This is a genomic window from Rhodococcus sp. SG20037 (assembly GCF_031763325.1).
GTDB classification, from domain to species: domain Bacteria; phylum Actinomycetota; class Actinomycetes; order Mycobacteriales; family Mycobacteriaceae; genus Rhodococcus_F; species Rhodococcus_F qingshengii.
Genome location: NZ_CP134497.1, coordinates 1802282 through 1822912 on the forward strand (window position 1 = coordinate 1802282; position 20631 = coordinate 1822912).

The 20631-nt window shown below is 63.7% G+C and carries 23 protein-coding genes; 14 read left to right on the forward strand and 9 right to left on the reverse strand.

Features of this window, described 5'->3' with window-relative positions; genetic code table 11:
• The first annotated feature begins 53 nt into the window (after positions 1-53).
• The 6 genes from RHP72_RS08490 (at position 54) to RHP72_RS08515 (ending at position 6594) form a co-directional block, all read left to right on the forward strand.
• Positions 54-713: a histidine phosphatase family protein gene (locus RHP72_RS08490; RefSeq protein WP_003941868.1), complete on the forward strand. Its 660-nt coding sequence runs from the start codon at positions 54-56 to the stop codon at positions 711-713.
• Positions 710-1315, forward strand: a complete 606-nt coding sequence (locus RHP72_RS08495; RefSeq protein WP_007735280.1) for a TlpA disulfide reductase family protein — start codon at positions 710-712, stop codon at positions 1313-1315. Before RHP72_RS08490 ends, RHP72_RS08495 begins: the two co-directional genes overlap by 4 nt.
• A gap of 2 nt (positions 1316-1317) precedes the next feature.
• A complete protein-coding gene (locus RHP72_RS08500) occupies positions 1318-2166 on the forward strand; it encodes a cytochrome c biogenesis CcdA family protein (RefSeq protein WP_007735278.1) in 849 nt (282 codons plus the stop codon).
• Positions 2163-3827 carry a cytochrome c biogenesis protein ResB gene (locus RHP72_RS08505; RefSeq protein WP_042453041.1) on the forward strand — a complete coding sequence of 555 codons (1665 nt, stop codon included), beginning with the start codon at positions 2163-2165 and terminating at the stop codon, positions 3825-3827. Before RHP72_RS08500 ends, RHP72_RS08505 begins: the two co-directional genes overlap by 4 nt.
• Positions 3824-4786 (forward strand): c-type cytochrome biogenesis protein CcsB, encoded by a 963-nt coding sequence (ccsB, locus tag RHP72_RS08510; RefSeq protein ID WP_003941951.1) that lies wholly within the window; start codon positions 3824-3826, stop codon positions 4784-4786. The genes RHP72_RS08505 and ccsB overlap by 4 nt, the downstream gene beginning before the upstream one ends.
• A 488-nt stretch (positions 4787-5274) precedes the next feature.
• Positions 5275-6594 (forward strand): MinD/ParA family protein, encoded by a 1320-nt coding sequence (locus tag RHP72_RS08515; RefSeq protein ID WP_058038182.1) that lies wholly within the window; start codon positions 5275-5277, stop codon positions 6592-6594.
• Between the two features lie 25 nt (positions 6595-6619).
• Here RHP72_RS08515 and RHP72_RS08520 read toward each other — a convergent pair whose 3' ends face one another.
• Both RHP72_RS08520 and RHP72_RS08525 read right to left on the reverse strand, forming a co-directional pair.
• Positions 6620-6826: a hypothetical protein gene (locus RHP72_RS08520; RefSeq protein WP_003941996.1), complete on the reverse strand. Its 207-nt coding sequence runs from the start codon at positions 6824-6826 to the stop codon at positions 6620-6622.
• Between the two features lie 165 nt (positions 6827-6991).
• Positions 6992-7204 carry a BldC family transcriptional regulator gene (locus RHP72_RS08525; RefSeq protein ID WP_003942029.1) on the reverse strand — a complete coding sequence of 71 codons (213 nt, stop codon included), beginning with the start codon at positions 7202-7204 and terminating at the stop codon, positions 6992-6994.
• A 291-nt stretch (positions 7205-7495) separates the two neighbouring features.
• Between RHP72_RS08525 and RHP72_RS08530 the strand changes: the two genes are divergently transcribed.
• Both RHP72_RS08530 and RHP72_RS08535 read left to right on the forward strand, forming a co-directional pair.
• Positions 7496-7882, forward strand: coding sequence for a DUF4229 domain-containing protein (locus RHP72_RS08530; protein WP_030535490.1), 387 nt, complete (start codon positions 7496-7498; stop codon positions 7880-7882).
• Positions 7879-8982, forward strand: coding sequence for a PLP-dependent cysteine synthase family protein (locus tag RHP72_RS08535; RefSeq protein ID WP_311094560.1), 1104 nt, complete (start codon positions 7879-7881; stop codon positions 8980-8982). The genes RHP72_RS08530 and RHP72_RS08535 overlap by 4 nt, the downstream gene beginning before the upstream one ends.
• Here RHP72_RS08535 and RHP72_RS08540 read toward each other — a convergent pair.
• Positions 8880-9503 carry a GNAT family N-acetyltransferase gene (locus RHP72_RS08540; protein WP_311094561.1) on the reverse strand — a complete coding sequence of 208 codons (624 nt, stop codon included), beginning with the start codon at positions 9501-9503 and terminating at the stop codon, positions 8880-8882. The genes RHP72_RS08535 and RHP72_RS08540 overlap by 103 nt on opposite strands.
• 122 nt (positions 9504-9625) lie before the next feature.
• Between RHP72_RS08540 and RHP72_RS08545 the strand changes: the two genes are divergently transcribed.
• From RHP72_RS08545 to RHP72_RS08560, 4 genes are read left to right on the forward strand one after another with little or no spacing between them, the layout of a single operon-like run.
• On the forward strand, positions 9626-10363 hold the full coding sequence (locus RHP72_RS08545; RefSeq protein WP_311094562.1) for a 1-acyl-sn-glycerol-3-phosphate acyltransferase: 738 nt from the start codon (positions 9626-9628) through the stop codon (positions 10361-10363).
• A 54-nt stretch (positions 10364-10417) separates the two neighbouring features.
• Positions 10418-10669, forward strand: coding sequence for an HTH domain-containing protein (locus RHP72_RS08550; RefSeq protein ID WP_003941869.1), 252 nt, complete (start codon positions 10418-10420; stop codon positions 10667-10669).
• A 5-nt stretch (positions 10670-10674) separates the two neighbouring features.
• Positions 10675-11241: a Clp protease N-terminal domain-containing protein gene (locus RHP72_RS08555; RefSeq protein WP_054187824.1), complete on the forward strand. Its 567-nt coding sequence runs from the start codon at positions 10675-10677 to the stop codon at positions 11239-11241.
• Between the two features lie 48 nt (positions 11242-11289).
• The gene (locus RHP72_RS08560) at positions 11290-11670 is read left to right on the forward strand and encodes a phage holin family protein (RefSeq protein ID WP_003941998.1); all 381 of its coding nucleotides are present in this window, start codon (positions 11290-11292) and stop codon (positions 11668-11670) included.
• 12 nt (positions 11671-11682) lie between these two features.
• Here the strand turns inward: RHP72_RS08560 and RHP72_RS08565 are convergent, their stop codons facing one another.
• A complete protein-coding gene (locus RHP72_RS08565) occupies positions 11683-12552 on the reverse strand; it encodes a 1,4-dihydroxy-2-naphthoate polyprenyltransferase (RefSeq protein WP_007728497.1) in 870 nt (289 codons plus the stop codon).
• A 49-nt stretch (positions 12553-12601) separates the two neighbouring features.
• On the opposite strand from RHP72_RS08565, the gene RHP72_RS08570 reads away from it, so the two are divergent.
• The gene (locus tag RHP72_RS08570; RefSeq protein WP_311094563.1) at positions 12602-15850 is read left to right on the forward strand and encodes a BTAD domain-containing putative transcriptional regulator; all 3249 of its coding nucleotides are present in this window, start codon (positions 12602-12604) and stop codon (positions 15848-15850) included.
• A gap of 21 nt (positions 15851-15871) precedes the next feature.
• Here RHP72_RS08570 and RHP72_RS08575 read toward each other — a convergent pair whose 3' ends face one another.
• Positions 15872-16699 (reverse strand): ABC transporter permease, encoded by an 828-nt coding sequence (locus RHP72_RS08575; protein ID WP_003941848.1) that lies wholly within the window; start codon positions 16697-16699, stop codon positions 15872-15874.
• The gene (locus RHP72_RS08580; RefSeq protein ID WP_003941960.1) at positions 16696-17703 is read right to left on the reverse strand and encodes a daunorubicin resistance protein DrrA family ABC transporter ATP-binding protein; all 1008 of its coding nucleotides are present in this window, start codon (positions 17701-17703) and stop codon (positions 16696-16698) included. The genes RHP72_RS08575 and RHP72_RS08580 overlap by 4 nt, the downstream gene beginning before the upstream one ends.
• A 154-nt stretch (positions 17704-17857) precedes the next feature.
• Here RHP72_RS08580 and RHP72_RS08585 point away from each other — a divergent pair, with 154 nt between their 5' ends.
• Entirely contained in the window at positions 17858-18751 is an 894-nt protein-coding gene (locus RHP72_RS08585; RefSeq protein WP_311094564.1) for a hypothetical protein, read from the forward strand.
• A gap of 54 nt (positions 18752-18805) precedes the next feature.
• Here RHP72_RS08585 and menE read toward each other — a convergent pair whose 3' ends face one another.
• The 3 genes from menE to RHP72_RS08600 are packed head-to-tail and all read right to left on the reverse strand — an operon-like array spanning position 18806 to position 20584.
• Positions 18806-19945, reverse strand: coding sequence for an o-succinylbenzoate--CoA ligase (gene menE / locus RHP72_RS08590; RefSeq protein WP_064688473.1), 1140 nt, complete (start codon positions 19943-19945; stop codon positions 18806-18808).
• Positions 19942-20244 carry a DUF3349 domain-containing protein gene (locus RHP72_RS08595; RefSeq protein ID WP_003941976.1) on the reverse strand — a complete coding sequence of 101 codons (303 nt, stop codon included), beginning with the start codon at positions 20242-20244 and terminating at the stop codon, positions 19942-19944. Before RHP72_RS08595 ends, menE begins: the two co-directional genes overlap by 4 nt.
• 4 nt (positions 20245-20248) lie before the next feature.
• Positions 20249-20584 carry a DUF3349 domain-containing protein gene (locus tag RHP72_RS08600; RefSeq protein WP_003941853.1) on the reverse strand — a complete coding sequence of 112 codons (336 nt, stop codon included), beginning with the start codon at positions 20582-20584 and terminating at the stop codon, positions 20249-20251.
• Between the last annotated feature and the right edge of the window lie 47 nt (positions 20585-20631).

The following is a 20631-nucleotide window of genomic DNA, read 5'->3' on the forward strand; positions in this document are numbered from 1 at the left end:
CCAGAACACCGCACGCTTCCGACATCCATCATCTTCAGCGAGGACCCTCGACTGTGACCGACGCCGATCACCCCGACCACACGTCCACCCGCACCATCGTCCACGTCCTGCGCCACGGCGAAGTACACAACCCGCGCGGGATCCTCTACGGACGGCTCCCGGGTTTCCGGTTGTCGGTGGCGGGCGAAGCTCAGGCTCGTGCGGTCGCGTCGGTGCTCGCCGATCACGACATCACCCACGTGGTCGCGTCGCCGCTGCAGCGGGCACAAGAGACCGCGACTCCGATCGCCGAGGCACACAAGCTCGACATCGTCACGGACGAAAACCTGATCGAGGCAGGCAACGAGTTCGAGGGTCTCAAGGTTGCCGTCGGGGACGGTGCGCTCTCGCGTCCGCGTCACTGGTGGAAACTGCGTGACCCGTTCACCCCGTCCTGGGGCGAGCCCTACCTGCAGATCGCCCATCGCATGCTCGCAGCCGTCAATGCCGCACGCGTCGCGGCAGTCGGACACGAAGCCGTCGTCGTCAGCCATCAACTTCCGGTCTGGACACTGCGTCGATTCCTGCAGGGCGAGCGTCTCTGGCACGATCCCCGTCACCGTCAGTGTGGACTGGCCTCGTTGACTTCACTGGTCTACGAAGGCGACACCCTGGTCGACATCGTCTACTCCGAACCTGCCGGCGCCTCCGACCCGAGAGTGACAGGAGCATGATTTCGCGCCGCATCGCCGCAGCATTCGCAGCCGCTGCGTCGGCGATGCTTCTTCTCTCGTCCTGCGCGACCGGCGATGACGCCGTCGCACAGGGCGGAACTTTCGACTTCGTCTCACCGGGCGGACAAACCAAGATCTTCTACGATCCGCCGTCCGACCGAGGCACCATCGGCAAGCTCTCCGGGCCCGACCTGATGAACGAAGGTCAGAAGGTCGGTGTCGAGGACTTCGAGGGCAAGGTCGTCGTTCTCAACGTCTGGGGTCAGTGGTGCGGACCGTGCCGCGCCGAAGCCGACGACCTGGAACAGGTCTACGAGCAGACCAAGGATTCGGGCGTGCAGTTCCTCGGCATCAACGTCCGCGACGACACCAAGAACAAAGCGCAGGACTTCGTGGTCGACAACAAGGTCTCGTACCCGTCGATCTACGACCCGTCGATGCGTTCGCTGATCGCCCTCGGTGACGGCTACCCCACGTCGGTCATTCCGACGACGATCGTCCTGGACCGCCAGCATCGCGTCGCCGCGGTGTTCCTCCAAGAACTTCTCGCCGAGGATTTACTGCCCGTCGTCCAGCGAGTAGCTCAGGAAGACGCGCAGTAAAGATGACAACCACGACCACTACGCTGCTGGCCGGCAGCGACACATTGAGTGCCGGTGTGGGCGAAGCGTTTCAGAACGCGGCGTCGTCCGGTCCGCTTCTGCTCGCCCTCGGCGCCTGTGTGCTCGCCGGTCTGGTGTCGTTCGCTTCACCGTGCGTCGTGCCGCTCGTTCCCGGCTACCTGTCCTACCTGGCCGGCGTCGTCGGTGCCGACGCTCCCGCGATCACCGCCGAAGAAGCGAAGACGCGGACGATCACCCGGAGCAGTCGACTGAGGGTGGCCGGTGCGGCCGGACTGTTCGTCGCGGGCTTCACCGTTGTGTTCGTCCTCGCGACCGCGTCGGTATTCGGCGTGATCTCCACGCTGCTCGTCAACCGCGAGGTCCTGATGCGAGTGGGCGGTGTCGTCACCATCGCAATGGGTCTCGTCTTCATCGGGCTGATTCCGGCGCTGCAGAAGGACGTTCGTTTCGAACCGCGTCGCGTGTCGTCACTGGTGGGTGCGCCGCTGCTCGGGGGAGTGTTCGCTCTGGGCTGGACGCCGTGCCTCGGTCCGACATTGGCAGGCGTGATGTCCGTAGCGGCGGGAACCGACGGGATGACCGCCGCGCGTGGTGTCACGTTGATCGTCGCGTACTGCATCGGACTCGGCCTGCCGTTCATCATCTTGGCGCTGGGATCGGCGCGCGCGCTGACCGGCGTCGGCTGGTTGCGTCGTAATGCACGCACCATTCAAATTTTCGGCGGAATCATGTTGGTGGCAGTGGGAATCGCCCTCGTCACCGGCGCGTGGGACCAGTTCGTCGGCTGGGTTCGCGACGCATTTATCTCGGAGGTGACGCTGCCGATATGACAGCTGACGACAATAACGACCACCCGAAACCCGTGCTGCCGAAGCAGTCGGTGATCGGTCGAGTCGTTGCACTCGGGCGCAACACCTGGCGCGGGCTCACCTCGATGCGGACCGCGCTGGTACTGCTGTTCCTCCTCGCGCTCGCTGCGATCCCCGGCGCCCTGCTGCCACAGCGAACCCTCAACGAGGGCAAGGTCACCGACTACATCGCCGCGCGTCCGACGCTCGGTCCGTGGATGGACCGCCTCGAATTGTTCGACGTGTTCAGCAGTTTCTGGTTCACCGCGATCTACGCATTGCTCTTCATCTCGCTGGTCGGCTGCATCCTGCCGCGTTGCGTGGAGCACGCGAAGGCGCTGCGCACCCGTCCGGTGAATGCGCCGCGCAATCTTGCTCGCCTGCCGCACCACACCACGAGCGTTGTGGACGGCGAGACTCCCGACGAACTTGCTGCCCGGGTGTCGAAAGAACTGCGCGGGTGGCGCGTCGAAACGCGTCGCGGCGATTCGAAATCACGACGCGAAGGCGAGATCACCATCTCGGCAGAGAAGGGATACCTCCGCGAGTTCGGCAACCTCGTGTTCCACCTCTCGCTGGTCGGATTGTTGATCGCGATCGCCGCGGGCAAGTTGTTCGGCTACGAGGGTAATCGCATCGTCATCGCCAACGACGGCCCCGGGTTCTGCACGACCTCGCCGGCAGTGTTCGACTCCTTCGTCGCCGGTCTGAGCCTCGACGGCACCGGCATGACCCCGCTGTGTGTACGTGTGAAGAATTTCCAGGCCGACTACCTCGAGACCGGTCAGGCCGAGATGTTCACCTCGGACATCTCGTACCAGGCAGGCGACGACCTCGAGTCCGATACCTGGCGGGACACGACCATCCAGGTGAACCACCCACTGCGGATCGCCGGCGATCGTGTGTACCTGCAGGGACACGGATATGCGCCGACGTTCACCGTCACGTTCCCGAACGGTGAGACCCGCACCGAGACGCTCCAGTGGCGTCCGGACGACGCCACGACGTTCCTGAGCAGTGGCGCGATGCGCTTCGACCCGCCGGGCGGCATGTATCCCGATGCGGACGAGCGTCGGAAGAATCAGATTGCCATCGAAGGATTGTTCGCGCCCACAGCGCTGTTCCACGGCAACCTGCTGTCGTCGAGTTACCCGGCGATGAACGATCCGGCAGTCGCCATCGACATCTACAAGGGCGACACCGGACTCGATACCGGTAACCCGCAATCGCTGTTCGAACTCAACACCGAACTGATCAATCAGGGCCGACTGGTCAAGCAGGATCGAGTCAATCTGTTTCCGGGGGAGAGCGCGACGCTTGCCGACGGAACCCAGGTGCGATTCGATGGTGCCGTCGACTTCGTGAACCTGCAGGTCTCCCACGATCCCGCTCAGGTGTGGGTGTTGGTTTCGGCGTTGACCATGATGGCGGGCCTACTCGTCTCGCTCGTGATCAAGCGTCGCCGCGTCTGGGCACGTATCTATCCAGATGACGAACGACGTACTGTAGTAGAACTTGGTGGGCTTGCCCGCACCGACCACGCAGGCTGGGGCGACGAGTTCGACCGCCTCGCCGACCGCTTGCTGAAAAGCAATCCGACCACCGCGGTGAACCAACCGCACGCGCAGGAGAACGCCCGATGACAACGAACGAGACACTCGCGCAGTACAGCGACTGGGCCTTCAAGTCCGCCTTCACCGTGCTCGTGCTGGCGTTTGTGCTGCTCATCGTGCAGTACGCGTCGGCCAGAGCAAAGGCGGTTCAGGACAAGGAACTGGTCTCCGCCGGCGGTGTCGACGCGTCCGTGCCTGGCAGGGTCGCGGAGACTCCGAGCAAGTCGCTCTCGGAGCGATTCGGCGGAATGGGCCGAGCTGTCCTGGTCGTCGGAACGGTGCTGATCATCGCGTCGATCGTGCTCCGCGGATTTGCGACGGAACGATTCCCGCTCGGCAACATGTACGAATTCGTGGCGATGGCGTGTGCGGCGTCGTTGCTGGTCGGGCACGTCCTGTTGATCAAGCCGGCGTACCGTCCGATGTGGGTCTTCCTGCTGGTACCGGTTCTGATCTTGATGTTCCTCGCCGGCACGGTCCTTTACGCCGACGCGGCTCCCGTGGTTCCGGCGCTGCGCTCGTACTGGCTTCCGATTCACGTGACGATCGTCAGCGTCGGTTCCGGAATCTTCATGATCGGCGGTATCGCGAGCCTTCTGTTCCTGCTGCGACTGAAGTTCCCGCCCGGTGACGAAGGCACGAGTATCGGTGGCCGGATCGCAGAGCGACTGCCGGATGCCCAGACTCTCGACCGCTTGGCGTACAAGAGCACGATCATCGCGTTTCCGCTGTTCGGCGCCGGCGTCATCCTCGGTGCCATCTGGGCGGAAGCTGCGTGGGGACGCTTCTGGGGTTGGGATCCGAAGGAGACGATGTCCTTCATCGCCTGGGTGATCTACGCGGCCTACCTGCATGCGAGGGCAACGTCCGGGTGGCGGGAGACGAAGGCCGCCTGGATCAACATCGCCGGTTTTGTTGCGATGCTGTTCAATCTCTTCATCATCAACATGGTCGTCTCCGGCTTGCACTCCTACGCGGGACTCACCTGATCCTCTCGAGGTACCGTGGGTGGCTGCCGACCGGTCTGTAGGTATTACCGGTAGGTACGTCAGGGGCGGGCAACAGTTACGATGCAGCTTGGCGAATTACTAGCTGTCTGGTAGCTGTGGGATCGACGAGGGGGAGCGGCGAGATGGCCGACAAGATTGAAGACGCCGGAGCAGGATTGTGGGAGCCGGTGCGCCCTGCCGAGCCGACGCGGCGCGAGCCGCGCGCATCCGCGCCCGAGCCGCGCGCATCCGCGCCCGAGCCGTCATCGGACTCGGTTCCCAGCGACGTTCGTAGTCTCTTCGTGGCCCCGGTCGACTCCGGGCCGCTCCAGCAAGTCGCCGGCCAGGCGCCCAGTGCACCCGCCGCTCCGCCGCCGACGACGACCCCAGCGGCTCCGGTGCCAGGTCCCAAGACTCCGGTCATCCAGTATCCGGCAGCGCAGCCAGGCCCGATCAACGGCCAGTTCTCGACCTCGCCTGCGATGCCGATGCAGACCTACGAACCTACGAATCGTGGAGGGTCGCTTCCGGATTCACGAACTGGCGTTCCGCAGCCTGTTCAGAATTCGCAGCCTGTTCGGAACCTGCAGCCTGTCCAGAATTCGCAGCCCGGCCCGACGGCGCATTCATCCGCGAGACCGCTCCAGCAACCGCAGGCACCTTTTTCGCCCGGCGTCCATCCGCCCAATCCCGCGATTCGGCAGTTCGGTCATCCCGGCGCTGCGCCGGTGCAGAACGGCCACGCCCTCCAGAATGGTCAGGCCGTGCCGATGGCCCCGCCGACGGCGCCACCTACTCGCGCTCCGATGCCGCAGACCGGACTCACCTCGGCTCCGGACAGTCGCTTCGAGTCCGCTCTCCCGATGACTGCGCAAGATCTCTCGGCTGCGCTCCTCGTCAAGCGGCCTGTCCGGCCTGCCCCGGTGGGCGGCTGGCGCAAGGCGCTGTACACGTTGTCAGGCCGATCGGTGAACCTCGGAAACGGTGCAAAAGAGCAGCACCTCGTCGAGTTGACGCGCCAGATCAATCAGCCGCTGCAGGGCTGCTACAAGGTTGCGGTGCTCAGTCTCAAAGGCGGCGTCGGTAAGACCACGACCACAGCGACACTGGGGTCGATGTTCGGCTCGATCCGCGGCGATCGCGTCGTCGCTGTCGATGCAAACCCCGACCGGGGAACGCTGAGCCAGAAGATCCCGCTCGAAACTCCGGCAACAGTGCGAAACCTGCTGCGCGACGAGAACAGCATCGAGAAGTACAGCGACGTCCGTGGCTACACATCGCAAAATCGACACCGGCTCGAAGTGCTTGCCTCCGACAGCGATCCAGCAGTTTCAGAGGCCTTCAGCGGTGGGGACTACACGCGCACGGTCGACATGCTCGAGAAGTTCTACAGCATAGTTCTGACCGATTGCGGCACCGGATTGATGCACTCGGCGATGCAGGCCATTCTCGAAGGTGCAGATTCGTTGATCGTCGTCAGTTCCGGTTCCGTCGACGGTGCACGTAGCGCCTCCGCAACACTTGACTGGCTCGACGCTCACGGTTACAGCAGGCTGGTCGCCACGTCCGTAGCTGTCATCAACGCGGTACGGCCTCGCTCGGGCAAGGTTGATCTGCCGCGGGTCGTCGAGCACTTCGAGCAGCGCTGTCGAGCGGTGAAACTGATTCCGTTCGATCCGCATTTGGAAGAGGGCGCCGAAATCGATCTGGACCGGCTGCGTCCAGGTACTCGGGAAGCGGTGCTGGAGTTGGCTGCGGTGGTTGCGCAGGACTTTCCGGCCTCCCCGTTCGCGTTGACGGGGCGGTAATCGGATAGCCGGGCGAGCCCGGACGCTACGTCGACGCGTCAGTCGGCGGTACGTCCGGACCTTCCGTGCGCTTGCGTCGTGTTTGCTGGTTCACATTCCACAGGAATTCGGGATCGTCATCCGGCCCGCGTACACCGCTCACCGGGGTGCGCGTCGACGGATCGGGCCCGAATGCCTTCCACATCAGAACGATCAATGTCACCAAACCCACCAACGCCAACAGATACAACACGGCGCACCTCCTCAGGGAACTGAAGTCGAGCCTACTCAGTCTCCGCCCCGCTTCACCAGAAGCGGTGCGGACAAGCGTTTCGGCTCAGTGCGCTAGTGCTGTATCTGTCGGGTACTGCAAGATCTGTCGGGTACTGCAAAGTGCTTCGAAGTGAGCCGAGTTTGCTCAGTTGTTGTCTGCTTCGGTGGTCAGCGAGCGCAGAAGCTGCATGACCTCGGTCTCACGGAATCGACGATGTCCTCCTGGCGTGCGAAGCGAGCCCAGTCGTCCTGCGTGTGCCCAGCGGGTCACGGTCTTGGGATCGACATGAAACAATGCCGCTACCTGTCCGGGCGTCATGAGTGCGTCTGCGGCGGTATTGAAGGTTGGTGCGCTCATTGTGAGGTCCTCCATGTTGATGTCGAACGTTTGACGAACAGTGATTCCGAACCGAGCAGTGATTCCGAACTTTGGTTCCGAACCGGTGTGTCGACCAGTTGCCAAAAACCTGCGTCGAGTTTGTTTCGAAGTCCTTCGCTCACATTCGACCGTTTTCTGAGTGGTAGCGCAATGTTTGCACAGATATAGCCGGGTAGTCGATCTTTCAAGAAAAAGTAATGTTTAAGTAAAGGACAAAATGGATATAGCGGGCTCGGTCCCACCCGTATTCGGAATGGGTAACCTGAGAGGGTGAGTCAGTTGTCTGAAAACCCCGAAAATGTTCCTTCTGAGCCGGTCAAGGCCAGTAAACCTTCCGCAAACTCTGGGCAAGCAAAGTCGGCTTCCGGGCCGGTGACCAAGGGTCAACTAGCCCGCGACGTGGTGCTGTACTCGGTCGCTCGGCTGCTGCTTGTCGTCGTGATCGGTGCCGTCATCATCGGTGGCGGAAAGCTCGCCGGCACGGACGTTCCCTTGATCGTCGCGGCGCTGTTCGCAGTTCTGATCGCGCTGCCGCTGTCGTTGCTGCTCTTCGCGAAACTGCGCAAGCGTGTTAATGCGGGCATTGCGGCGGTCGACGCCCAGCGTCGGTCCGATCGTGACGATCTTCGCTCCAAGCTGCGCGGAGACGGGCGGTGACCACGGGGTCGCTCGACGTCGACCGTCGGGCCTCACGCCAGTGGGTCGACAACGCGGTGCGGTTGATCGAAGCCGACGCGCAACGCAGCGCGGACACTCACCTGCTGCGCTATCCGCTGCCGAGTAACTGGACCGTCCAGCTTTATCTGAAGGACGAGTCGACCCACATCACGGGGAGTCTCAAGCATCGACTCGCACGGTCGCTTTTCCTCTACGCGATCTGCAACGGCTGGGTTACCGAAGAGACCACTGTCATCGAAGCGTCGTCCGGATCGACGGCTGTCAGCGAGGCGTATTTCGCGAAGTTGCTGGGCCTGGATTTTGTCGCGGTGATGCCCGCGAGCACGAGTCCCGCCAAGATCGCGTTGATCGAGGCGCAGGGGGGACGTTGTCATTTCGTGAGCGATCCGTCGTCGATCTACTCGGAATCGCATCGGCTCGCGAGTGAGTTGAACGGTCACTACATGGACCAGTTCACCCACGCCGAGCGCGCGACGGATTGGCGCGGAAACAACAACATCGCCGAATCGATCTTCACTCAGCTCGAACACGAGGAACATCCGATTCCCGACTGGGTGGTCGTCGGAGCCGGGACGGGCGGAACCGGTGCCACGATCGGCCGCTTTCTTCGTTACCGGAAATTCGACACGGGGCTGTGCGTGGTGGACCCGGAGCACTCCGTGTTTTTCGACGCGTGGCGAGCGAGCGATCCGTCGATCGTCGGTACTCGAGGTTCCCGGATCGAGGGCATCGGCCGTCCGCGCGTCGAACCGTCGTTTGTCGGTCAGGTGGTCGACCGAATGATCAAGGTGCCGGACGCAGGCTCGATCGCGGCCGCCCGGCACGCCAGCGCGGCCCTGGGGCGCAAAGTGGGCGGCTCGACGGGGACGAACCTGTGGGGAGCTTTTGCGTTGATTGCCGAAATGATGGCGGCCGGGCGCAGCGGCAGCGTCGTCACCCTCCTGTGCGACGGCGGAGAGCGTTACTCAGGCACGTATTACAACGACGAATGGGTGGCTTCGGAAGGGATCGACCTGCTCGGTCCGACGGCAGTGCTGGACGAGTTCGTCCGTTCGGGTGCGTGGACGGCCAGTTCCTGAATCGCCGGCGCCGGACCGTGTGACGGGCGGCTCATCGTCACCCGCGGCCAGGCGTCCAGCCCGGACGACTGCTCGTCCGTTCTGATGCGTATCAGGCCGGGAGAGAGCGTGTTCTCGGCCAGACGCACGAACCCGAGTCGCTCGTAGTACGGCGCGTTCCACGGAACGTCGACGAACGTCGTCAGAGTCACGAGATCGTGGTGATGGTCCGCCGCCCATTCGGTGACGGCGTCGATCAGCTGAGCTCCGAGGCCTTTGCGGGCATGATCGGGGTGAACGGAGACCTGTTCGATATGCGCACCGCCGTCCACGATCTCGACGAGCGCGTACGCAACGGGTACGTCGTTTGCGTCGGTCTGAACCCAGATGTGCTCGGCTGCGAGAAAATCGTTCAACTCGTCGAGCGTCGGCGGTGGATCGTCTGCGATGGCGTCCATCCCGATGTCTCGGAACGGTTCGCCCGCGGCGATCTCGATCTGTTGCAGTGCGGGTAGGTCGGTGGATATGGCCGAGCGGATCACAGAAACCGTTTTACCTCGAGAGTGGAGTTTCTCCCAGCGCTACGCCTTCTGTAACGCAAACCTACGCAACCGTAGGTTGTGTATCGTTTGGTCAAGGGGCACTTCTCCAGCGAGGGCGGATCATGGGCAATCCTGAAGTTTCACTCGACAATTACGAGGCTGTGTACGAGTACTACCGCAGTCATCAGCAGAACCGATTCGTGGCGAAGTTCGCTTATGCCGCATTGGCGCTGAAGTACCGCCCGCGAGTGAGGTACGCGCCGGGTGCGGAAGCTGCGCTGAAGACTCTCCTGGAACGTAAGACGCAGTTGGTCGTGGCGGTCAATCATCTGACCGAGAGCGACCAGTTCACGCTCGCCGCGACCGCGTGGCGTACTCCGTTGCGTCGAGTGATCGGACGGACCCGGGTCCTCGCCAAAGACGAACTCTTCGTTGATCCTTCACAGCGCAAGAAGGTCGACATGATGGGCAGCATCCCGGTTTTTCGCAGCAAGAACTACGGCCTCCGGGCTGTTTCGGATGCCGGCCGAGTGATGATGGACGTCGCGGCCGAGCGTCTGGGCAACGGGGATTGTCTGGCGATTTTCCCGGAAGGGACGTGCAACACCGAAGATCCGACGCGGTTGCAGCACGTCAACAGTGGAATCGGCCACATCATCGCGCGCGCCGAGAAATTGGGATGCTCACCGGCTCTGGTGTCGATCGGCATCAACTACGGTCCGGTGGCCGGCGACGTCAAGGCTGCGAGTGTCTTTGTCGGAATGCCGGTGACCGAACTTCCGGACAAGCCGATGGATATCGCCCGAACTGTGCAGGCCGACTTGCAGGTGGCAGTGAACGGGGCCGTCGCCGGATACTAGGCGCGCCTGTCAATTTTGGTTGACAGATTCCGGTTGTCAACCTAAATTGACATCATGACCGAAGCAACCTCTCTCGCTGCTGCCGCCGGTAGCCCGGATCCCACCGAGGGATTGCGTGCTGTTCGAGCGCTGCGTCGTCTACTCGAAAAACTCGAGGCCATTCAGGTCGCCAATGCGCGCCGTCACGGATGGTCCTGGCAGGCGATCGCGGAAGCTCTCGAGGTCAGCCGTCAAGCCGTCCACAAGAAATACGCGTCCGCGCAGTCGGAATCGATGCTGCGTTCACTGCGCGAGAAGGGCAGGTAATTGCCATGTTCGAAAGGTTCTCCGCACAGGCTCGAGGCGTCGTTGTCGATGCTGTCGCCGGCTCCGGTCCTGTCACGCCGATGGAACTTCTGACCGCGCTGCTCACCTCTGATCGGGGCATCGCCACCGAGGTGCTCACCGAGTCTGGTGTCACGCTCGACGTGATCCACCGTGCCGGCGCCGGATCGAACGAAGGTAGCTCCAACAATCTCGACGACGACGCCGAGATACTCAAGTCGATCGGCATCGATCTCGATGCGGTTCGGGAGAGTCTCGAGCAGTCCTTCGGCGAAGGTGTGCTGGACGAGACTCCTGTGCCGGACGGCGTCGACACTTCTCGCAAGAGCCGATTCGGGTTCCCTCGTTCACGATTCGAGAAGGACTCCAAGAAGGTGTTGGAACTCTCGCTCCGTGAAGCGCTCGCGCACAAGGACAATCGCATCGGCGCCGAACACATCCTGCTCGGCATCCTGCGTGTCGCCGACGGGCCTACCCGTCAGGCCCTCGAAACGCAGGTCACGATGTCGGTGATCCGTGAGCGGTTGGAAGCGAAGATGAATCGCGCCGCCTAGATTCGGCACGGTTCCGCATGCACGGGAGGGATGTGCCAGCATTCAGACATGACATTTCTGGCACGTCTCATCATCAACGGCATAGCCATCTGGCTGGCGTCGGCGTGGGTCACCGGCATCACGATCGCCAACCACGACAACGGCACCTGGGGCACGGTTCTCGTGATCGCGGTGATCGCTTTGATCTTCACGGTGGTCAACGCGTTCATCAAGCCGGTAGTGCAACTTCTCTCGCTACCGCTGCTCATCCTGACTCTCGGATTGTTCACGCTCGTGATCAACGCCCTCATGCTGATGCTGACGGCGTGGATCTCGTCCGGAACGTCCTACGGCTTGACGGTCGACGGCTTCTGGACGGCAGTCTGGGGCGCGCTGATCATCTCGATCGTGAACTTCCTGCTCAGCGCGTTCGTCCCGGACAACCGTTGAGTCCGTCGACTTTCAGGCGAGACTGAGCGCAACTGCGGTCGCGGCACCCCAGACGAGCATGGCGAGTCCGGTGTCGCGCAACGCGGGGATCAGGGCCATACCCTGCCCGCCCGAACGCAGTGGGGCGTTGGCTCGGATTGCCAGTGGCAACGCCAGCAATCCGAGCAATGCCCACGGAGTGCGCAGGATCAGCAGCAGGGTCGCGACGAACGGGACGGCCAGCAGGATCACGTGCAGCGTGCGGGTCCTGGCGTCGCCGAGCCGGACTGCGAGAGTGATCTTTCCGGACTCGGTGTCGGTCGGGATGTCTCGAAGATTGTTGGCAACGAGCACCGCACTCGAGAACGAACCGATGGCGATCGCGCCGGCCAGCCCGGCCAGATCCACCCGCTCGGCCTGTACGAACTGAGTTCCCAGCACTGCAATCAGTCCGAAGAAGATGAACACGGCGATCTCGCCGAACCCGCTGTATCCGTACGGCTTCTTGCCGCCGGTGTAGAACCAGGCACCGATGATGCAGAACACGCCGACCGCAACCAGCCACCAGGCTGTGGTCGCCGCCAGAACGAACCCGGCTACCGCGGCAACGGTGAAGCAGCTGATCGCCGCGGCCTTCACGGCTCCGGGACTGACCAACTTCGATCCGACCAAGCGCAGTGGCCCGACGCGGTCGTCGTCCGTTCCGCGGATTCCGTCGGAGTAGTCGTTCGCGAAATTCACCCCGACGATCAAGGCCAAGGAGACGATCAGTGCCAGGAGCGCCTTCCACCACACTGCGAGGTCCAGGGACGCCGCGGCTCCGGTGCCGACCAGCACGGGCGCAATCGCGTTCGGGAGTGTGCGCGGCCTCGCGCCTTCGATCCATTGAGCAGCTGTTGCCATACAACGATCTTTGCACTGTGCAATACGATCGAACGCGGTGGATCAGCACATGACTCGAGACGTGAGTGAGCGCGCCAGGTACGCGCAGTCGGGCGAAGACCTGGCAGACATTGCCTTGCTCGGACCCGTTTCGACCAAAGTGGGCGGTCGTCTGGTTCCGTTGCCGGGTCCGCGAGCTCGAACTCTGCTGGTTGCGCTGGCTCGCAATCCGGGTGAGCCACGTACCGCGCAGAGCCTGATCGACGACGTCTGGGGGCTGGAGCCGCCGCGCTCACCGATGAATGCCCTCCACACTCAGGTCTCGCGCCTGCGATCTGCACTCCCGGACGGGGCCCTCGAAGTCACGGCGGCCGGATACCGGCTCACTCTCGCTCGGGAGCGTGTCGACCTGGCCAGGGCAGCGGACGCCGCCCGTGGTCTGCGCACCGTCGGCGCCGACGCGTCCGAAGCGCTCGCCGTCACGACCGCGTCATTGCGCCTGTGGCGCGGTACCCCCGGGGGTGACGTCGTCGGCGACGTTGCAGATCGTTTGGCGCTCGACGCAGGCCGGGTGTACGACGAACTGGAGACGGCGCAGATCGACGCGTTGCTCACATTGGGGGAGTACGCGGCAGCCATTCCCCTGGTGCGCGGACGCCATCTGGCGAGCCCATTCGACGACACAGCGGCCGAGGCGTTGATGCGTGCGCTCGCCGGAGCAGGCCGAGTCAACGAGGCACTCGAAGTGTTCGCGGAGTTCCGCAACCACCTCGCCAATCGCCTGGGCGCTGATCCGTCACCCGCACTGGTGACTCTCAACGCGGAACTTCTCGGGGCACCTGCGGCTACACCGCTGGCCGCCCGTGCGATCGGTCTGCGCGCTGCCCCCAACACCTTGCTCGGTCGCGACAACGACATCGACCAGATCGAATCCTTGCTCGCCCGCTCGCGCGTCGTCACCATTCTCGGACCTGGTGGCGCCGGAAAGACCCGTCTCGCACACGAATTGGGCCTGCGCGGATCCGTGAACCAGCCGGGCGTCTCGGTGGTCCTCGTGGAGTTGGCGTCGTTGCGCAGCAGCGAGGATGTCATCGCGGCCATCGGAGGCACCCTCGGAATCAGCGAATCCGATCTGGCGCCAGGCAAATTGACCGTCGGCCGAACGCATTCGGCGAGAGAGCGACTCAAAGAGGCGCTGTCCGCCGGTCCGATGTTGCTCATCCTCGACAATTGTGAGCACGTGATGGGCGCGTGTTCGGAGATCGTGGCCGAGATGAACGCGGCCGGTCGTCAGCTGACGGTACTGACCACCAGTCGTTCTCCGCTCATGATCAGTGCCGAGGCGGTGTACCCGTTGCCGCCGTTGGCGATCGAAGACGGAACCGGCTCGGCAGTCGAACTCTTCTCGGCGAGAGCCCGTGCGGTGCGGCCGTCTGTTCATCTGGACGTCGACGCGGTAGTCAAGCTGTGTACGACGCTCGACGGACTCCCGCTGGCGATCGAGCTCGCTGCCGCTCGGGTCCGTACCATGAGCGTCGACGAAATCGGTTCGAGACTGCGAGACAGGTTCGCGTTGTTGCGCTCCGATGATCCGACGTCTCCGGATCGGCATCGCACCCTGCACGCGGTGATCGACTGGAGCTGGAATCTGTTGGGCAGCGGGGATCAGATTGCGTTGCGTCGATTGTGCCGATTCCCGGCCGGCTTCACCCTTTCTTCGGCGCAGGCCGTTGCCGGGTGGGGCGAGTTGACCGATGTGGCAAGTGCCGTCGAAGCGCTGGTGAATCAGTCACTTCTTTCCGTCAGCGACGGGCAGGGAGATCTTCGGTACTACATGCTCGAGACTGTCCGTGAATACGGCGAGGAGCAACTCGCCGCGTCCGGGGAGGGACCGGAAGTGATTCGGCGCCTCGACGACTGGGCGATTGCGATCGCCGAGGATGCCGTCGTGCGTGCACGGACGGATCAGCTCCGTCTGATTGCCGACCTCGACGCCGAGCACGACAACCTTCTGGCTGTACTGCGCTGGGCCGTGGAACGCGGCGATGCGGTGACCGTAGCCAACGTCTTCCCCGTCCTTGCGATTCTGTGGGCCGTACGAGGATCGAACTCGGAAATCTCGAACTGGGCGTCGAAGATCGTCGGGGCGACCGCGGACAACGATCTGCGCGACGTGAATGCAGAACTGGTGGGCGCTACGTTCATCCTGGTGGCGATGCATCTCTTCTTCGGAGAGGCCGATCGAAACCATGCCCGTGCGCGGATCCGACTTCGAAAGCTGTTGCGTGAGCGCGATGATCTCGGTCCGTTGTTCGCATTTCTGATCAAGCTGACCACGAGTGGGATCGCCAACCACAAACTTGCGCGGTTGGTGGCCGAAGGCGTTCGCAGTTCCGATCCCGAGACCCGAATGGCGGCGCTGTCCGCGCGTTCGAACATGCGGGAGAACATCGGAGATCTGCGCGGTGCGCTGCTGGACGGGGAGACTCTGTTCGACTACGCCACCAGCATCGGTGACGAGTGGGGTCTGGCGATGGCGGCCCAACATGTCGGGTCGGTTCACAGCCAATCCGCCCGCTATGGCGAGGCCATCGAGTTCTACGCGATCGCGGCGGCGTCGATGGAACGCCTCGGTGCGCGTGACGAGGCGATGCAGCTCATCTGCTTTCAAGCCGGAGCAATGATCGCGGCCGGTGACACCGCTGGTGGTCGGGTGCTTCTCGATCGTGCACGTCCGGCATTGGCGCATTCGGGTGGGACCGGGGCCATCGAAACCGATCAACGGCGCGCAGCGCTCATAGCGAGTATCGCCGAGGCGGATCTCGCGGACGGCCGTATCGACGAGGGCTTGGCTCGGTATCGAGAAGCGCTGGAGCTGTTGGGTTCTGCGATCGAGAACATCTTCGGTGATCCCTTCGTCGTTCTGCTCGGTGCCGCGGCTGTGTGCGCTCACGCAGTTCACGGCCGGCACGAACTGGTGGCGGGCCGCGTTCTGCAGATGAAGGAGTCGAGTGCTCTCAAGCTCGATCCCAACGGTTACGCGGACCTGCCGCTCGCGGGTTCGTTGGCGTCGGCGATCGGGTCGTTCGATCTTGTCACGGGCAACATCGAACGCGGAGTCGAACTGATGGCTTTGTCGTTGAAAATGCCGGGGAGACAAGACTTCGTCTCGCTCCATCACGCGCGCCTCTCCGACTTCGCGGTTGGTCTGGTCGGAGCCGACAGGTGGTCTGTGGAAACCGAGAAGGTATCGGGTTACTCACGCAGAGCGGTCCGCGAAGCAGTGTTGGCTGCGCTTCGCGGACCGGTGCTGGACTAGGTCTGGACGATGGTGCGGGACTTATGTCTTGCGCATGTACATCCGCACGGTCAAAGGTGCCATGACGGCAACGATCACCGCGGCGCCCACCAGCGACCACACGACGTGGATACCGAAGTGGCCGTCGTTGGCCAGCTCGCGAACCGCGGTCACCAGGTGTGAGACCGGATTGACGTTCACGAACTTCTGAAGCCAACTCGGCATGGTGGCAGGATCGACGAACGCATTCGACAGGAACGTAAGCGGGAACAGCACGAGCATCGAAACACCCTGCACCGTGGACGCTTTGTTCATCAGCACGCCCATGAGAGCGAAGATCCAGCTGATGGAGAACGCGCACACCATGACCAGGATCGCGGCAGACAGAATGCCGACCACGCCGCCTGCGGGGCGGTAACCCATCGCGAAACCGACGATGAACGTGATGGTCGTGGCGATGCCGTAGCGCACGACGTCGGCGAGCAATGCACCGGACAGCGGGGCGATACGAGCGATGGGAAGGGACTTGAAGCGGTCGAACACGCCCTTGTCCATGTCCTCACGAAGCTGCGTGCCCGTGACGATGGAACCGGTGATGACGGTCTGGACGAGGATGCCGGGGATGATCGTCGGCAGATATGCCGTCACGTCACCGGCGATCGCGCCGCCGAAGATGTAGGTGAACATCAACGTGAAGATGATCGGCTGGATGACGACGTCGAACAGTTGCTCGGGATTGTGCTTGATCTTGAGAATTCCGCGGTACGCCATCGTGAACGTGTTCGCGAAGCTCTGCTGCAGGCTGATGCGGCGGGGTGCGGCATCCGGCTGGGCTATCGGCGACCGGGGTTTGGTGAGGGTGGTTGTCATGCGACGCTCCGATCGGAGTCGTTGTCGGACTGGGCGTCGTTGCGTCCACCGTCTTCGGGCTGGTGCCCGGTGATGGTCAGGAACACTTCGTCCAGGCTGGGTTTCTGTACGTTGATCTCGTCGACGGCGATACCTTGCTCACGCAGACGGATCAACAGGTCCGCCGTGATCGACGGGTCGCTCAGTGGTGCGGTGATCCGCCCGACCTCGGGAGTGACACCCACCTCGACGCTCAGCGCAGCGGCGATGAGCGAGCGAGCCTCCTCGGTGCGATCACGATCGACCAGCTTGAGTTGGAGCGAGGAGATCCCGACCGAAGCCTTGAGTTCGTCGGCGGTGCCGTTGGCGATCACGCGGCCGCGGTCGATCACCGCGATGCGATCGGCCAGTTGATCGGCTTCGTCGAGGTACTGCGTGGTGAGCAACACCGTCGAACCCTCGGCGACGAGTCGCCGGATGGTCACCCACATCTGGGCGCGGGTGCGCGGATCGAGGCCGGTGGTGGGCTCGTCGAGAAACAGCAGCGGCGGGCGCGCGATCAGGCTTGCCGCCAGATCCAGGCGTCGACGCATGCCGCCGGAGAAGTTCTTCAGCGGTTTGGTCGCGGCCTCGACCAGATCGAACTCCTCGAGGAGTTCCAGGGACTTGGTGCGCGCATCGCGGCGGCTCAGGCCGAGCAACCGCGAGAAGATCACGAGGTTCTCGGTCGCCGTCAGATCCTCGTCGACGGAGGCGTACTGACCGGTGACGCCGATCAGGGATCGGACCGCGGTGGGTTCACGGCTGACGTCGTGGCCGAAGATGCGCGCCTCACCGCCGTCGGGGCGAAGGAGAGTGGCGAGCATGCGGACGGTGGTGGTCTTGCCGGCGCCGTTCGGCCCGAGGACGCCGAACACCGAGCCGGTGGGGACGGTGAGGCTGACGCCGTCGACCGCGCGGTGCTCGCCGAACTTCTTGACGAGTCCGTCGGCCTCGATGGCAAGAGGCGAAGCTGTGTGGTTCATGGGATGAAGCTTGGCAGACCGATCTTGCATGGACCTTGCGTGGAACTTGCGGTTACTTGCACAGTGCGCGAGGTCGGTGCTCCACAACCGGCAAACAATCCCCAGACGGATCTTGCTTGTCGGTGTGCGGGCGCGGCGGCATCACGCTCGCTGCATGGAGATTCTTACGCGGGCACAGGCTCACCGGGACGGCACCAGCGACGCGCAGTTGCAGCGAGCGGTCAGGCGCGGCGAGCTGCACCGAATCGCAGCGGGGATCTACATGCGCGCCGATCACTTCCGCGAACTCAATGCGAGAGCACGCCACCGCTGCGCTGTCATGGTAGCCACCGAAAGCTGTGGACCAGGCGCAATCGTGAGCCACGCTTCGGCAGCGGTCATGCACGGATTGGATTGCGGCGGATTGCGATTGGACACCGTGCACATGACGCGTAACCGGTGCTCGGGTGGGCGGAAGAGTCAAACCTTGCATCTTCATCCGGCAGTGGTCCCGGCCGAGGAGGTCGTGCTGATCGACGGCGTCGCAACCACGTCGCTTGCGCGAACGTTCGTCGACCTCGCACGGACGACGCCGTTCGAGACCGCCGTGGTGATCGGTGATTGCGCCCTGCGACGTGGGATGAGGCGTGAGAACGTCGACGCTTCGCTCGATCATGCGCGCGGACGGCTGGGAATGAGTCGCGCTCGAGTGGCGGCGACGTTCATCGAACCAGGTGCCGAGAGTCCGGGGGAGTCCATCAGCCGGGTACGCATGCGCGACGACGGTTGGCCGATGCCGACCCTGCAGCACGAGATCCGTCACGGTGGCCGGTTCATCGGGAGAGTCGATTTCTTCTGGAAAGAGCACGGTGTGGTGGGCGAGTTCGACGGGATGGTCAAGTATCGCGGCGACAATCCGGGGAGGGCGGTAGAGCGCGAGAAACTGCGGGAGGACGCGATCCGGGACGCGGGGTTCGAGGTGTTCCGGTGGGTATGGGCGGATCTTCGCGACTTCGAACGTGTCCGCGAAAGGTTCGAGCGGGCTTGCCTCCGCGGAGCCGCGCGCTGATTGTGCAGCCGCGGCGCTGATCAGGCCTGCGGCTGAACAATCGGGCTGCGGCTGCTAGCTGAACCGAGCCACCAGGGCGGCGCGGTCGAGCTTGCCCGGTCCGCGCAGGGGGAGCGCGTCCAGGACGAAGAGTTCCCGCGGCGCTGCGGTGACGTCGAGTGTCCGCTGAGCATGTGCGCGTAGTTCGTCGAGCGTCGGAGCTTCGCCCTCGGGTACGACGACGGCCACCACCCGCTGCCCCAGCCGCGGGTCCTCGATGCCGATCACCGCGCACTCGCGAACGGCGGGGTGATCGGCCAGCGCGGCCTCGACCACCTGCGGTACGACGGTCAGCCCACCGGTGGAGATTGCCTCGTCCAACCGGCCGCTGATGCGCAGGACCCCGTCGACCACTGATCCGGCGTCGTCGGTCCGGAACCATCCGGGTTCGGCGAAGGCAGGGTGGTCGGGAAGCCCGCGGTACCCGGACGCGAGCATCGGACCGCCCAGCAGTACTCGCCCGTCGTCGATACGAATCTGTGCTCCGGACAACGGGATTCCGTCGTAGACGCAACCGCCGGACGTTTCGCTCATCCCGTAGGTGCGGACGACGGTGATGCCCGCTTCGGTGGCCTGCGCGAGTACCGGTGCGGGAGTAGCAGCGCCGCCGAGCAGAACCGCGTCGAGCGAAGCCAGAGCCTCGACCGCGGCGCGATCACCGAGTGCCTTGACCAACTGCGTCGGCACCAACGAGGTGTAGCGGCGCGGTCCGCTCATCGCGGCGACAGCGCCCGGCAATGCGGCAGGGTCGAAACCCGCACTGACGTCGACGATCACCGGTTGTGTTCCGGCGAGGACACTGCGCAACAGAACTTGCATCCCGGCGATGTGGTGCGGGGGGAGAACCAGCAACCAGGATCCGGTGCCGCCGAGGCGTTCATTGGTCGCGTCGCCGCTGGCTCGCAGTGCGCTCGCGGCGAGCATCGCGCCCTTCGGGGTTCCGGTGGTCCCCGACGTGGCGACCACCAGCGAGATGCCGTCGTCGATTGGCTGATCGGGGTGCAGAGCGTCGCTCAGTCGGGCCGTCTCGCGTGCGTCGGCCGCAGGGACGGGAAGCACGGCGTCGTGCACGCCGTCCAGGATCTGCGCGATGGCAGGCAGTACCTCGAAGACCGCCTCACCCTGTGGAACGGCCAGTGTGCGAAGAACGTTCACCGGACGTCCGGCCCGGCCAGCGGCCAACCACCGGCAGCCAGATGGCTTCGTACGCGGTCGACGTCGGTTTCGAGTGGCATCTCGTTGGTGATCTTCGTGATGAGGACCTGGATGTCGGTCTTCTCGATGGGCAGATCGCCGTCCTCGATCAACGCATCGGCGACGGCGTCGACCTCGGTTTCGGAGAGTCTGCGAGTGAGGAGCGCGAAAAGTGGGATGTAGTCCTGCTCGGGGACGCCATTGGGATAGCCGGCCCGCAACCAGCCGACTATCGACGTGAGGAAGGGCGGAAGGGCCATGACGTCAGCTCACGTCTCGAACTTCGTTGTCGGTGTCCACGTCTTCGATGACCGGCCACCCACCTGCGCGCAGCCTTTCGGTGACACGATCGACGTCGTCCTCGGACGGCTCCTCGTTGAGGATTCCCTCGATGATGGCGCGGATGGTGTCGTAGTCGACGTGGCGGTCCGGCACTTCGTGTGCCGACTCGATGGACATCGAAACGACCTGCTCGATCTCCTCGTCGGTCAGACGACGACGGAGAACGGCGAGCAGCGCAAAATGATCCTTGTCCGGGATGCCCTCGGGATACCCGGCACGCAGCCAGTCGAGCACGCTGCGCAATGAATACTTGCTCAAATCCTCGGCCTCATTTTCGTTTCGGTGGTTTCAGTGGTGCGCCGCGA

What these genes read in the sequence shown, in the direction of transcription:
- RHP72_RS08495 (WP_007735280.1), top strand. Translation starts at nt 710, where the DNA reads ATGATTTCGCGCCGCATCGCCGCAGCATTCGCAGCCGCTGCGTCGGCG.
- RHP72_RS08500 (WP_007735278.1), top strand. Translation starts at nt 1,318, where the DNA reads ATGACAACCACGACCACTACGCTGCTGGCCGGCAGCGACACATTGAGT.
- RHP72_RS08505 (WP_042453041.1), top strand. Translation starts at nt 2,163, where the DNA reads ATGACAGCTGACGACAATAACGACCACCCGAAACCCGTGCTGCCGAAG.
- ccsB (WP_003941951.1), top strand. Translation starts at nt 3,824, where the DNA reads ATGACAACGAACGAGACACTCGCGCAGTACAGCGACTGGGCCTTCAAG.
- RHP72_RS08515 (WP_058038182.1), top strand. Translation starts at nt 5,275, where the DNA reads ATGCAGACCTACGAACCTACGAATCGTGGAGGGTCGCTTCCGGATTCA.
- RHP72_RS08525 (WP_003942029.1), bottom strand. Translation starts at nt 7,204, where the DNA reads ATGAGCGCACCAACCTTCAATACCGCCGCAGACGCACTCATGACGCCC.
- RHP72_RS08545 (WP_311094562.1), top strand. Translation starts at nt 9,626, where the DNA reads ATGGGCAATCCTGAAGTTTCACTCGACAATTACGAGGCTGTGTACGAG.
- RHP72_RS08550 (WP_003941869.1), top strand. Translation starts at nt 10,418, where the DNA reads ATGACCGAAGCAACCTCTCTCGCTGCTGCCGCCGGTAGCCCGGATCCC.
- RHP72_RS08555 (WP_054187824.1), top strand. Translation starts at nt 10,675, where the DNA reads ATGTTCGAAAGGTTCTCCGCACAGGCTCGAGGCGTCGTTGTCGATGCT.
- RHP72_RS08560 (WP_003941998.1), top strand. Translation starts at nt 11,290, where the DNA reads ATGACATTTCTGGCACGTCTCATCATCAACGGCATAGCCATCTGGCTG.
- RHP72_RS08565 (WP_007728497.1), bottom strand. Translation starts at nt 12,552, where the DNA reads ATGGCAACAGCTGCTCAATGGATCGAAGGCGCGAGGCCGCGCACACTC.
- RHP72_RS08570 (WP_311094563.1), top strand. Translation starts at nt 12,602, where the DNA reads ATGACTCGAGACGTGAGTGAGCGCGCCAGGTACGCGCAGTCGGGCGAA.
- RHP72_RS08575 (WP_003941848.1), bottom strand. Translation starts at nt 16,699, where the DNA reads ATGACAACCACCCTCACCAAACCCCGGTCGCCGATAGCCCAGCCGGAT.
- RHP72_RS08580 (WP_003941960.1), bottom strand. Translation starts at nt 17,703, where the DNA reads ATGAACCACACAGCTTCGCCTCTTGCCATCGAGGCCGACGGACTCGTC.
- RHP72_RS08585 (WP_311094564.1), top strand. Translation starts at nt 17,858, where the DNA reads ATGGAGATTCTTACGCGGGCACAGGCTCACCGGGACGGCACCAGCGAC.
- RHP72_RS08595 (WP_003941976.1), bottom strand. Translation starts at nt 20,244, where the DNA reads ATGGCCCTTCCGCCCTTCCTCACGTCGATAGTCGGCTGGTTGCGGGCC.